The 13,373-nt window shown below is 54.5% G+C and carries 10 protein-coding genes and 1 pseudogene; 7 read left to right on the forward strand and 4 right to left on the reverse strand.

The window, feature by feature from the left end; translation table 11 throughout:
- Positions 1-171: 171 nt before the first annotated feature.
- Both mglA and mglC read left to right on the forward strand, forming a co-directional pair.
- The gene (mglA, locus tag DSD31_RS07975; protein WP_004864767.1) at positions 172-1,692 is read left to right on the forward strand and encodes a galactose/methyl galactoside ABC transporter ATP-binding protein MglA; all 1,521 of its coding nucleotides are present in this window, start codon (positions 172-174) and stop codon (positions 1,690-1,692) included.
- Between the two features lie 15 nt (positions 1,693-1,707).
- A complete protein-coding gene (gene mglC / locus DSD31_RS07980) occupies positions 1,708-2,718 on the forward strand; it encodes a galactose/methyl galactoside ABC transporter permease MglC (protein WP_004864765.1) in 1,011 nt (336 codons plus the stop codon).
- A 240-nt stretch (positions 2,719-2,958) separates the two neighbouring features.
- Here the strand turns inward: mglC and sanA are convergent, their stop codons facing one another.
- The 4 genes from sanA to DSD31_RS08000 all read right to left on the reverse strand — a co-directional run bounded on the left by sanA (position 2,959) and on the right by DSD31_RS08000 (position 5,903).
- Entirely contained in the window at positions 2,959-3,672 is a 714-nt protein-coding gene (sanA, locus tag DSD31_RS07985) for an outer membrane permeability protein SanA (protein WP_004864763.1), read from the reverse strand.
- A 126-nt stretch (positions 3,673-3,798) separates the two neighbouring features.
- Positions 3,799-4,683 (reverse strand): cytidine deaminase, encoded by an 885-nt coding sequence (cdd, locus tag DSD31_RS07990; protein WP_004864761.1) that lies wholly within the window; start codon positions 4,681-4,683, stop codon positions 3,799-3,801.
- A gap of 127 nt (positions 4,684-4,810) precedes the next feature.
- Entirely contained in the window at positions 4,811-5,506 is a 696-nt protein-coding gene (locus tag DSD31_RS07995; RefSeq protein WP_004864760.1) for a CidB/LrgB family autolysis modulator, read from the reverse strand.
- Positions 5,496-5,903 carry a CidA/LrgA family protein gene (locus DSD31_RS08000; RefSeq protein ID WP_113990932.1) on the reverse strand — a complete coding sequence of 136 codons (408 nt, stop codon included), beginning with the start codon at positions 5,901-5,903 and terminating at the stop codon, positions 5,496-5,498. The genes DSD31_RS07995 and DSD31_RS08000 overlap by 11 nt, the downstream gene beginning before the upstream one ends.
- 369 nt (positions 5,904-6,272) lie before the next feature.
- On the opposite strand from DSD31_RS08000, the gene dusC reads away from it, so the two are divergent.
- From dusC to DSD31_RS08025, 5 genes and pseudogenes are all read left to right on the forward strand, one after another.
- Positions 6,273-7,205, forward strand: coding sequence for a tRNA dihydrouridine(16) synthase DusC (dusC, locus tag DSD31_RS08005; RefSeq protein ID WP_004864755.1), 933 nt, complete (start codon positions 6,273-6,275; stop codon positions 7,203-7,205).
- A gap of 352 nt (positions 7,206-7,557) precedes the next feature.
- Complete coding sequence (locus tag DSD31_RS08010) at positions 7,558-8,922, forward strand: carbohydrate porin (protein WP_113990933.1); 1,365 nt, start codon at positions 7,558-7,560, stop codon at positions 8,920-8,922.
- A gap of 176 nt (positions 8,923-9,098) precedes the next feature.
- Positions 9,099-9,932, forward strand: coding sequence for a transcriptional antiterminator BglG (gene bglG, locus DSD31_RS08015; protein ID WP_004864750.1), 834 nt, complete (start codon positions 9,099-9,101; stop codon positions 9,930-9,932).
- Between the two features lie 31 nt (positions 9,933-9,963).
- Positions 9,964-11,933 (forward strand): annotated as a pseudogene (gene bglF / locus DSD31_RS08020) (PTS beta-glucoside transporter subunit IIABC).
- A 15-nt stretch (positions 11,934-11,948) separates the two neighbouring features.
- Positions 11,949-13,343, forward strand: coding sequence for a glycoside hydrolase family 1 protein (locus DSD31_RS08025; RefSeq protein WP_004864744.1), 1,395 nt, complete (start codon positions 11,949-11,951; stop codon positions 13,341-13,343).
- The last annotated feature ends 30 nt before the right edge of the window (positions 13,344-13,373 follow it).

Genomic DNA, 13,373 nt, shown 5'->3' on the forward strand with positions numbered 1-13,373 from the left:
GAGTTACGGGCGTGAGCGCTCCCGGAACAGCTCCGCTTGCCGAACAGCGAATGCTGCGGCAAGCGGAAATACCCGGATATTCACGCCCGATTATTCCTGATACAGAACCCGACCCTGATAGCGACGCGTCTGCGTCGGTTGGGGTGTGCATGAACGCAGCCAGGTATAACTATGGTCAGCAATAATAGCGAACGGTCAGGCGAATTCTTGTTGGAAATGAGCAATATCAACAAATCGTTTCCTGGCGTCAAGGCACTCGATAATGTCAATCTGAAAGTCCGTCCTCATTCTATTCATGCATTAATGGGAGAGAACGGTGCGGGTAAGTCGACATTATTAAAATGCCTTTTTGGAATCTATCAAAAAGATTCCGGTAGTATTCTTTTTCAGGGAAAAGAGATCGATTTCCATTCCGCGAAAGAAGCGTTGGAAAACGGTATTTCAATGGTTCACCAGGAGTTAAACCTGGTATTGCAACGTTCGGTGATGGACAACATGTGGCTGGGGCGTTATCCCACCAAAGGCGTGTTTGTCGATCAGGAAAAAATGTATCGCGATACCAAGGGAATATTTGATGAACTGGATATTGATATCGATCCGCGCGCTCGCGTCGGCACGTTATCAGTATCGCAGATGCAGATGATTGAAATCGCCAAGGCATTTTCTTATGACGCCAAAATTGTCATTATGGATGAGCCTACGTCATCATTGACGGAGAAAGAAGTTAATCACCTGTTTAAGATTATCCGTAAGCTGAAAGAACGCGGCTGCGGTATTGTCTATATTTCTCACAAGATGGAAGAGATCTTCCAGCTATGCGATGAAATCACGATTCTGCGTGATGGTCAGTGGATTGCCACCCAGCCGCTGGAAGGCCTGGATATGGATAAGATCATCGCCATGATGGTCGGGCGCTCGTTAACCCAGCGCTTCCCGGAGAAGCACAACACGCCCGGTGAAACCATTCTGGAAGTGCGCAACCTGACCTCGCTGCGTCAGCCGTCGATTCGCGATGTCTCCTTCGATCTGCGAAAAGGGGAGATCCTCGGTATCGCCGGGCTGGTGGGAGCGAAGCGTACCGATATTGTCGAAACCCTTTTCGGCATCCGCGAAAAATCAGGCGGCACGATTACGCTGCACGGCAAGAAGATCAATAACCATAGCGCGAATGAAGCCATTAACCACGGTTTTGCGTTAGTCACCGAAGAACGCCGTTCCACCGGTATTTATGCTTATCTGGATATCGGCTTTAACTCGCTGATCTCCAATATTAAGAAATATAAAAACAAGGTGGGTCTGCTGGACAATTCCCGCATGAAAAGCGATACCCAGTGGGTGATTGACTCGATGCGCGTGAAAACCCCCGGACAGCATACGCAAATTGGTTCGTTGTCCGGTGGTAACCAGCAAAAGGTTATTATTGGTCGCTGGCTTTTAACCCAGCCGGAAATTCTGATGCTTGATGAACCCACGCGCGGGATTGATGTTGGCGCGAAGTTCGAAATTTATCAGCTGATTGCTGAGCTGGCGAAGAAAAATAAAGGGATCATCATTATTTCCTCCGAGATGCCGGAGCTGCTGGGTATTACCGACCGTATTCTGGTTATGAGCAACGGTCTTGTTGCCGGAATTGTTGAGACAAAAACTACTACGCAGAACGAAATTTTACGTCTTGCGTCGTTGCATCTTTAAGAGCAGGGGCTTCTCATGAGTGCGTTAAATAAAAAAAGTTTTCTCACGTACCTGAAAGACGGTGGGATTTACGTTGTGCTGTTGGTTTTGCTGGCGATTATTATTTTCCAGGACCCCACGTTCTTAAGTTTGCTGAACTTGAGTAACATCCTGACTCAGTCTTCGGTGCGTATTATTATCGCGCTCGGCGTTGCCGGGCTGATTGTGACCCAGGGTACCGACCTCTCTGCCGGTCGTCAGGTCGGGCTGGCGGCGGTTATCGCCGCAACCATGCTCCAGGCGGTCGATAATGCCAACAAGGTGTTCCCGGAGATGGCGACTATGCCGATTCCGCTGGTGATCCTGCTGGTCTGCGCAATCGGTGCGGTTATCGGGTTGATTAACGGGATCATTATCGCTTACCTGAACGTGACGCCGTTTATCACCACCCTCGGTACGATGATCATCGTCTATGGCATCAACTCCCTGTACTACGATTTTGTCGGCGCATCGCCTATTTCCGGCTTTGACAGCCACTTCTCACACTTTGCCCAAGGGTTTATCGCGCTGGGGTCGTTCCGCCTGTCGTACATTACGTTCTACGCGGCGATTGCGGTCTTCTTCGTGTGGATCCTGTGGAATAAAACCCGTTTTGGTAAAAACATTTTTGCCATCGGCGGTAACCCGGAAGCGGCCAAAGTTTCCGGTGTTAACGTGGCGCTGAACCTGCTGATGATTTATGCCCTGTCCGGTGTGTTCTATGCTTTTGGCGGTCTGCTGGAGGCCGGGCGTATCGGTTCGGCGACCAACAACCTCGGCTTTATGTATGAGCTGGATGCGATCGCGGCCTGCGTCGTCGGCGGCGTGTCGTTCAGCGGCGGTGTGGGGACGGTGCTTGGTGTGGTGACCGGGGTGATCATCTTCACCGTTATCAACTACGGCCTGACCTATATCGGCGTAAACCCCTACTGGCAGTACATCATCAAAGGGGCGATCATTATCTTCGCCGTGGCGCTGGATTCGTTGAAATACGCGCGCAAAAAATAACCGTCCGTTGTTATCCCGCCCGTGCATTTGCGCGGGCTTTTTTTCGTCTGTTTACCACGGCCAGGGTGAAAGCGGGAGAGGGGTGTCGCGGTCTCTGCCTGGTTACTGGCGGGCCGCTGTAGAGCGCACTTAGCGCAACGCTTCGCCCGAACACCCGTTTACCTGAACCAGACCACGATAAATAGCTGACCGCGCAAGGCGGAGTGGGCCGGCGGAAAGCATACCGCCATCAACGACCCGTCATTTACTCTTTTGCAGTTCCAGCAGCTGTTCTGGCGTTACGGCAGGATAGGACTGCGCTCCCTCCGGCACTTCCTGCAAAGTTGGTATCGGTATCAGCGGCCCTAAAAAGCGGGGTTCGCGTTTGAACACGTACAAATCCGCCAGCGCGCCAAACCGGGCGCCAAACTCACGTAAACGCACGTTCCACATATCCTTCGGCGAAGGTACGGCGTAACACTGCGCCTGAATCCCCATATGCAGGGCGATAAACAGCGCCCGTTCGCAGTGGAAGCGTTGGGTAATGATAATAAAGTCGTTGGTATCGAAAACCTTGCGGGTGCGCACGATAGAGTCGAGGGTGCGGAACCCGGCGTAATCGAGCACGATATCGGCAGGGTCGACGCCGCCTTTGATTAAATCGCGGCGCATGGTCATCGGTTCGTTGTAGCTTTGCAGCGCATTATCGCCGCTCAGCAGCAGGTAGTTCACCTTGCCGCTATTGTAAGCGTTCAGCGCACCCTGAATACGATAGCGATAATACTGATTAATCACTCCGGTGCGATAGTACTTGGCGGTACCGAGCACCACCCCAACCTGGCGGTAGGGCAGATCCTGGAGTTCATCATAGATATAGGGAGCGGTTTTCCAGCTCATCCAACGGTCAAGACCCAGCACGGTCAACAGCAGCAGGCCGAACAGGACTAACAGGCTGTATAACACACGCTTTAACATTCACCTGACTCATGTGGACAATGGAGCTATCAGGCTACTTTACCCGCCGGGCAAGAGCAAGAAACCATCGTTTAATTGCGGGGATTTTCAACAATGCGGGCCAACAGGGCCCGCATGACGGGTCACTTAGCCGAGCAGGACGCGATCAATATTGTGGCAACCCAACGCTTTCAGCGTTGCTACGGTTGCATCCCACTGAATCAGCGCCGCATCGGCTTTCTCAGCCAGAATGGCGCGCTGAATATCCGGATAGTCATATCCGTTGAGGCTCAGCAGGTTGAGCGCTCCCTGCAGCGGCGGCAGCGTTGGGTTAAATGCCGCGTTTTCCGCATAGCTACCGGCGAAAATGGTGCCGTCTTTCAACTCCAGCGCCACGCCGGAAGGCGACTGGCTGTACGGCATGTGGCAGCGGTTGGCTGCCTGAATGGCCGCCTGCGCCAGGGTGTCGCCGGTCAGCGGAAAACCATGATCCTGTTCATCCATCAGCAGCGTTTTAATCTCGAGATCTTTCGGACCGAAGGCATCCGGCAGATAGTGCTGTAGAGAATGCGCTTCGCGACCCGGCAGATGAATACGCAGAACCTGGCTGCTGTTCAGCTCATTCATAAACTGACGACAGTGGCCGCAGGGGGTGTAGTTGACGGTAATAGCATTGAGCGAGCGTTCGCCGCGCAGCCACGCGTGGCTAATGGCGCTTTGCTCGGCGTGCACGGTTTGCTGCATCGTGGCGCCGAGGAATTCCATGTTGCCGCCAAAATACCAGGTACCGCTAATACCGCGGGCGATGGCGCCAACGTTAAAATGGGACAGGTCGGCGCGCGCACAGGCCGCCGCGAGCGGCAGCAGCGCAAAGGCCAGCGCGTCTTCATCGAGGCCTGTTGCATTCCGCAGCGTGGCGACCTGACCGGCATCCAGCAAAGCCGGGAAGTGTGGGTCGATCAGCATCGGTGCGATGGCCGTTTGCAGGTCTGCCGCCAGGTGGGGAAGAGCAGCGTGAAAACGTGGGTGCATGGCGTTGCCTCATAACAATGTAATGGGAATCTAGTGTACGGGCGGGGGTAGCCCGTATATGTGATTAATATCTCATTGTTTATGCAACATGTTTATGTTGCACTGATAAATGTGACGTAAGTCACGATTATCCGACGATAGCCAGAATCAGCGGGAACAAAAAGGGGGCCACCAGCGAGGTGATAATCCCGCACAGCACCAGCGCCAGGGAGCTGAAAGCCCCTTCCTGATAATCCAGCTCCGCGCAGCGGGCGGTCCCGAGGGCATGCGATGCGGTCCCCATCGACAGGCCGCGCGAGGCTTTGGTGCGAATGCGCATCAGGTTAAGCAGGCTGTGGCCGAAAACCGCGCCGAGAATCCCCACGAAAATGACGCACACCGCGCTGATGGCCGGAATACCGCCAATGCTCCCGCTGACCGCCATCGCAATCGGCGTGGTGACCGACTTCGGCATAATCGACGCGGCGATTTGCGGTGTCGCGCCGAGCAGCAGCGCGACGGTAGTGCCGGTTACCATCGCCACGACGCTACCGATAAAGCAGATCGTAATGATCGATTTCCAGCGGGCGCGGATCTGATGCAGCTGCTCATACAACGGGAAGGCCAGCGCCACAACCGCAGGCTGAAGTAAATCGTTGAGAATTTTACTGCCCTGAAAATAGCGATCGTAGGAGATACCGCTGAGCAACAAAAAGGGGATGATCACCACCATCGCCACCAGCAGAGGATTCAGCAGCGGAAATTTAAACCGCGCGGCCAGCTTGCGGGCGAGGAAAAAGACGATCAGCGTCAGCGGCAAGGACCACCAGATTTCATGCATCATCTTTGACGTCCTCCGTTTGACCGACCACTTTACGTTCGCCGTGAACCAGATGTGAGCTCCAGCTCACCACCAGGAAGACCACTAATGTACTGATCGTGCAGGAGATTGCCACCGGGCCGAGCTGCGCACGCAGCAGATCCCAATATTGCATGACGCCAACGCCAATAGGCACGAACAGCAGCGCCATATAGCGAATCAATATGTTACAGCCGGGGTTGACCCACTTCGGCGGCATAATCTGTAGCGCCAGAAGAACGAACAAAATCAGCATGCCGATGATGCTGCCTGGAATGGTAATGGGCAGCAGGGAAGCAATAAAAATCCCGGTGTATAAACAAGCATAGATCAGGACAAAAGCCCGCAGGTACTGCCAGATAATATTCAGCGATTTACTCATGGTAATAACCCTTGATGAACCGTATTCATCATACAATTAAACCTTGAAATGTGCTACCGATCACATCATGAATTCCAGGCATAGATTTAATAGAGTAATGGAACCTTCGGGCATGCGGAATGCATGTTGATGAATCCTGCGATAAATAATAGTGAAAGCGCCGCGGGGAGAGCGGGGCGCTGCGCTTTTGTCCCACCGCCCGGCGCAACTCTGCTGTTCGCGGCGTGGCAAATTGCGCGTGACGCGAAGGGCGGTATCCCTGCCTTATCGCACCTCTCGACCTGCCAGGCGCAGCCGAACCACATTGAGATCTTTCAACCGACGCAAAGAGGCGCTACCATAGCGCCTCTTTTTTTTCCGGGTAACAATATGCGTGTATTACTGGCGCCGATGGAAGGCGTGCTCGATTCGCTGGTGCGCGAGCTGCTGACCGAGGTTAACGATTACGATCTGTGCATCACCGAGTTTCTGCGGGTGGTGGATCAGCTGCTGCCGGTAAAATCGTTCTATAAACTGTGCCCGGAACTCCATCATCAAAGCCGCACCCCTTCCGGTACCCGCGTTCGGGTGCAGCTGCTGGGGCAATATCCGCAGTGGCTGGCGGAAAATGCCGCGCGGGCGGTGGAGCTGGGCTCCTGGGGCGTTGACTTGAACTGCGGCTGTCCGTCAAAGCTGGTGAACGGCAGCGGCGGCGGGGCGACGCTGCTTAAAGACCCGGAGCTTATCTATCGCGGTGCAAAAGCAATGCGCGAAGCGGTACCGGATCATCTGCCGGTGACGGTCAAAATTCGCCTGGGCTGGGACAGCGGAGCGCGGCAGTTCGAAATTGCCGATGCGGTAGAGCAGGCCGGCGCGACGGAGCTCGTGGTTCACGGCCGCACGAAAGAAGACGCTTATAAAGCGGAGCGGATCAACTGGGCGGCGATTGGCGAAATCCGCCAGCGGCTGTCAATTCCGGTTGTCGCTAACGGCGAAATCTGGGACTGGCAAAGCGCACAGGCGTGTCTGGCGGTCACCGGTTGCGACTCGGTAATGATTGGTCGCGGCGCGCTAAACGTGCCAAATTTAAGTCGGGTCATCAAATATAATGAACCGCGCATGCCGTGGCCGCAGGTCGTGGAGCTACTGAAAAAATATACGCGCCTGGAAAAACAGGGCGATACCGGGCTGTATCATGTTGCGCGAATTAAACAGTGGCTCAGTTATTTACGCAAAGAATATGATGAGGCGCTGGTCGTGTTTAATGAAATACGCACGCTGAAAACCTCGGCGGACATTGCGCTAGCCATTGCCCGTTATTAGGGAAGATTGTTAAATCGCTCACACTTTATTACTCGGGAACCATCTGCTGATGGGCATTTCTGTCGCTGAGTGATATTGTGTAACTTATATATTCAGGGTTGCTACTGATACAGGCAAAACCTAAGCACTTCCGCCATTTGTGGCTGGAGTGCTTAGGTTTTTTTTTGCCTTTTATTTTTGAGGAATTAAATGTTCATTTAAAGCAATGACTTATGATCTGCCCATGTGTGTCAACAAAGCCGTTGAATGGCTGACGGGCAGGTATTGAAAAAATAAATATAAAGACGAAAAACGGGCGGGTTTATTGCCTGGGGCCAGCTATTACCCTTATTCAGTCACAACGGATATCATTATGCACAACAAAAAAATAAATCCCCTCCTGTTGATAGTGACATTTTCGCTGTTAACGCCCGGCGCTTTTGCCGCGGAAACGGAAAAATGGAACGGTACGGTATTAGGTTTTGAGAACCCGCAAAAAGGGTTGCTCGGGGAGATGTCAGGGATTCGTCCAATCCTTGAAAATAACGGATTTCATTATAATCTCGGCTACCTCAATGAAATGGGTTACAACGCGGGCGGCGGATATAACCATGATAAACAGCTGGCTTATATCGATCAGGTCGCTCTGACCTTTACGCAGGACCTGGAGCGCTGGACCGGGATCCCGGATGCACGTATCGAAGGTAATATCGTTAACCGTAACCACGATGACAACCTGACCACCCAGCGGCTGCAGGATCCGCGGGTTAATTTTAACGATCTGGCGCAGGAGAGCTGGGGAGGCCAGTCTATTACCCGTCTTGGCTGGCTGACCTTTGCCCGTAGCTTCGATGACCGTCGTCTGACGTGGCGTATCGGGATGATGAATAAGGTGCAGACCTTCGATCAGATTATCCCCTGCGATTTCCAGCTGCTTTCACAGTGCGGCGGCAAGTCCGCTAACTCGATGACCTGGAACAACTGGAACGTCCATACCTGGGGAACGACCGTCGAATATAAGCTGACCCCGACGCTGACGCTGAAGGGCGGTGTCATGGAGCAAAACCCGGAAGCCTCTTCCCGTAGCCACGCGTGGAGCTGGTCGACAAAAGGCAGCAAAGGCATTCTGCTGCCGGTAGAGATTGAAGCGCTGCCGGTCATCAATGGCCTTTCCGGCGCGTATAACCTCGGTGTGCTCTACACCAACGCGCCGCAGAGCGATCTGTATAGCGGAAAATCCGGCGGCCCCGGAGCCACTGACCCACAAGGATATGCGCAACACGATCGCACCTGGTTTCTGTATGCCGGGATGAACCAGCAGATAACCCGCCATGCCGACGACCCCGATCGCGGGATGAGCGTCTCGCTGAGCGGCAGCTATAGCGATCAGCGCAGCAACTACATCCATACCGCCGTAGCCGCATCAATGCGCTATCGTGGCCTGTTTGACGCCCGTCCGCAAGACTGGCTGGGCTTTGGCCTGACCTGGATGGATATGAGCAACCATTACGAGCGCAATCAGCAGTATATGAATGAGGTCAGCGGGGCCACGGACTACTACGCGGCGAACTATCAGCCGGTGGCCGGGCATTCGGTGAATGCTGAACTGTACTACCGCCTGCGTCCGGTTTCGTGGCTTGAGCTGCAGCCAGGACTGCAGTACTGGCATCGTCCGGGCGGCGTCGCTCAGACTCAGGATGCCTGGGTCATCGAGTGGAAAACCGTGGTGACTTTCTGACGGTCTATACCGCGTCGAGTGATTAGTCGCGATCCGTATCACGTTTTTCGGCTTCGCAGGTTGAGCCGACGGAAGAAATTGCTACAGTGCGGGTGTTGGATTGCTACTGCTTCGGCAGGCAAAACCTGATTTCCCGGCTTTGTCGGGGGTCAGGTTTTTTTGTTTCTGGGGTTCATATGCAAATCGCCAAAGTTCTTAATAATAATGTGGTGGTTGTTTTAGATGAGCAGCGACGCGAACAGGTGGTGATGGGGCGAGGGCTAGCCTTTCAGAAACGCGTCGGTGACTCACTGGACGAAAGTAAAATTGAAAAGATCTTCGCGCTGCAGAGCGATGAACTGGTTGGCCGTTTAGGTGAATTACTCAGTCAGATACCGTTAGAAGTGATGACCACCTGCGATCGGATTATTGAACTGGCGCGCGGGCGGTTGGGTAAGTTGCAGGAGAGCCTGTATATCACCCTGACCGATCACTGCCATTTTGCCATTGAACGGCAAAAGAATGGGGTGACGATCCGCAACGTACTGCTGTGGGAAATTAAGCGGCTTTATCCGAAAGAGTTTGAGCTCGGGCAGGAGGCGCGGGCGATTATCGCCAGGCGGCTCGGCGTTGAGCTCGCCGAAGATGAGGCCGGATTTATTGCGCTGCACCTGGTCACCGCGCAGCTCAACAGCGAAATGCCGGAAGTGATGCATGTCACCCGGGTGATGCAGGAGATCCTGCAGCTGGTGAAGTATCAACTGCAGTTGAACTATGACGAAGAGTCGCTGAGCTACCAGCGCTTTGTCACTCATCTGAAGTTTTTTGCCCAGCGGATGCTGACGCGCACGGTGGTGGCAGATGATGACGTCACTTTGCACAGCGCGGTGAAAGATAACTACGCCAAAGCGTGGAAATGTGCCGAAACCGTCGCGATTCATCTACAGAAAAGCTATCAGCGGTCGCTGACGACGGAAGAAATTATGTTTCTCGCCATTCATATCGAGCGGGTGAGAAAAGAAGGGCGTTAATTCCCTTTACTGAAAACTGGATTGTTACTGCATAACGCAGGCAAAACCTGAGCGCGACGCCATCCGGCGTGGTTCTCGGGTTTTTTTTATTTTTACACTCAGTCACGGTTGCCTGCGGGCAGCGGAAGTAAGGAAAACAGCATGGAATATAAAGCACTCGCGCAGGATATTCTTAGCCGGGTTGGTGGCAAAGAGAATATCGTGAGTCTGGTTCACTGCGCCACACGGCTGCGCTTTAAGCTCAAAGAGAACAAGAAGGCGGACGCGGAAGGACTGAAGACCAACCCTGGCGTCATCATGGTGGTGGAAAGCGGTGGTCAGTTCCAGGTGGTGATTGGTAACCACGTCCACGATGTCTGGCAGGCGGTACGCACTGAAGCGGGTCTGACGGACGACAGCGAACCGGTGACCGGTTCCGTGGAAAAAACCTCGGTGCTTGGCCAGGTGATTGATGTGGTCTCCGGTATCTTTACGCCGTTTATCGGCGTGCTGGCGGCCTCGGGGATCCTGAAAGGGCTACTGGCGCTGGCGGTGGTTTGCGGCTGGCTGACTCCGCAGCAGGGGACCTATAAAATCTGGTTTGCCGCCAGCGACGCGCTGTTCTTTTTCTTCCCGCTGTTTCTGGGCTATACCGCCGGGAAAAAATTCGGCGGTAATCCGTTTATTACCATGGTGATCGGCGGGGCGTTGACCCATCCGATGATGATTCAGGCCTTTGACGCGGCCCAGCTTCCCGGTAGCGAGGCGGCGCACTTTCTCGGCATCCCGGTAACCTTTATCAACTACAGCTCCTCGGTGATCCCGATTATCCTCGCATCGTGGGTGAGCTGCTGGCTGGAGCGCAAAAGCAACGCGCTGCTACCTTCAGCAATGAAAAACTTCTTTACGCCGCTGTTTTGCATCGCCGTAGTGGTTCCGCTGACCTTCCTCGCGATCGGCCCGGTGGCCACCTGGCTCAGTCAGCTGTTGGCCCACGGTTACCAGATTATCTACACCGTCGCGCCATGGCTGGCGGGCGCGGCGATGGGCGCGCTATGGCAGGTATGCGTTATTTTTGGCCTGCACTGGGGGCTGATCCCCTTGATGATTAATAACCTGACGGTGCTGGGACAGGACTCGATGCTGCCGATGCTGCTGCCGGCGGTGATGGGCCAGGTTGGGGCGGCGCTGGGGATCTTCCTGCGCACCCGCGATGCGCGGCAAAAAGTGCTGGCCGGATCTGCGGTATCCGCCGGGATCTTTGGTATCACCGAGCCGGCGATTTATGGTCTGACTCTGCCGCTGCGTCGCCCGTTTATCTTCGGCTGTGTGGCCGGCGCCATCGGTGGGGCCATCGTTGGGCTGAGCGACAGCCACGTCTACTCCTTTGGCTTTGCCAATATTTTCACTCTGGCGCAGATGATTCCGCCGCAAGGAATCGACAACACCGTATGGGGCGGGGTGATTGGCATCGTGGCTGCACTGGTTATCTCTTGCGCGCTGACCTTTATCGCCGGACTGCCGGCAAGTCGGGCGGAAGCATCGGACCTTCCGCTTGCTCCGGTATCGGAAAACGATATTCTTGCCCCGATGACCGGTACCGTACTGGCGCTGGATCAGGTCCCCGATAGCACCTTCGCCAGCGGTCTGTTGGGAAAAGGCGTGGCGATCATTCCCAGCGTCGGCAGAGTGATTGCGCCGTTCTCCGGAGAAGTGGCGTCACTCTTTCAGACCAAACATGCGATTGGTCTGCTCAGCGATAGCGGCATTGAGCTGTTAATCCATGTTGGTATTGACACCGTGAAACTCGATGGCGTGCCGTTTACCGCCCATGTTAAAGAAGGCGATAAGTTCAAAGCCGGTGATGTGCTGCTTGAATTTGACCGCCAGGCCATTCTGGACGCCGGTTATGACCTGGCGACCCCGATTATTATCAGCAACAGCGACGATTATCGTTCCGTAGACATCGAATCCACCAGCGTGGTTGATGCCGGCCGGCCGCTGTTGTCCGTCAGCCATTAATCAGAGGAGAGAAAGATGAAGAGATTCCCGCAGACCTTTTTATGGGGCGGCGCAACCGCGGCAAATCAGGTGGAAGGCGCGTATCTGGAAGATGGCAAAGGATTATCAACCTCAGATGTACAGCCGCATGGCGTCTTTGGCGACGTCGTTGAACGGGTGCCGGGCGACAGCGGCATCAAAGATATCGCGATCGATTTTTACCATCGCTACCCGCAAGATATCCGCCTGTTTGCGGAGATGGGCTTCAACTGCCTGCGGGTGTCGATTGCCTGGACGCGGATTTTTCCGGACGGCGACAATGCCGAACCAAATGAGGCCGGGCTGGCCTTTTACGACCGCCTGTTTGCTGAAATGGCTCAGCACAATATCACGCCGCTGGTGACGCTATCGCACTATGAAATGCCGTGGGCGCTGGTGAAAAACTACGGCGGCTGGGGCAGCCGCGAGGTGATTGGCTTCTTCGAACGCTACGCCAGAACGGTGTTTGCCCGCTATAAAGATAAGGTCAAGCTGTGGCTGACCTTTAACGAAATCAATATGTCTTTGCATGCCCCGATGACCGGCGTCGGCCTGCCGGAAGGGAGCAGTAAAGAGGCGGTCTATCAGGCTATTCACCATCAGCTGGTGGCGAGCGCCCTGGCGGTAAAAGCCTGTCATGAGATCGTGCCCGAGGGCAAAATCGGCAATATGCTGCTGGGCGGTTTAATGTACCCGCTAAGCTGTAAACCGGAAGATATCTTTGAAACCCTGCAACAGAATCGCAGCTGGCAGTTCTTCGGTGACGTGCAGTGTCGGGGCGAGTATCCGGGCTACATGCTGCGCTACTTCCGCGACCAGGGAATGACGATTACCATCACCGATGCCGACCGCGCGGCGCTGAAAGAGACCGTCGATTTTATCTCCTTCAGCTATTACATGACCGGCTGCGTCACCGCCGACGAGGAGCTGAACAAAAAGGCGCGTGGTAATATTCTCAGCATGGTGCCGAACCCGCATCTGGCGAGTTCCGAGTGGGGCTGGCAGATCGATCCGCTGGGTCTGCGGACGCTGCTTAACGTGCTGTGGGATCGCTATCAGAAGCCGCTGTTTATCGTTGAGAACGGGCTGGGGGCGAAAGATAAAGTTGAAGCTGACGGCAGCATTAACGATGACTACCGTATCAGCTACCTGAATGACCATCTGGTGCAGGCGCGAGAAGCCATTGAAGACGGCGTGGAGCTGCTGGGCTTTACCAGCTGGGGCCCCATCGACCTTGTCAGCGCGTCGAAAGCGGAGATGTCCAAACGTTACGGCTTTATCTACGTCGATCGCGATGACAGCGGCAACGGGACCCTGGCGCGCAGCAAGAAGAAAAGCTTCTACTGGTACAAAGAGGTGATTGCCAGCCGTGGCGGCAGCTTGAAAGAGTAATCGCCAGATGGCTTTGGTGGTCAGGGAAGG

It is taken from the genome of Klebsiella sp. X13, from assembly GCF_003323835.1.
Classification (GTDB): Bacteria; Pseudomonadota; Gammaproteobacteria; order Enterobacterales; family Enterobacteriaceae; genus Klebsiella; species Klebsiella ornithinolytica.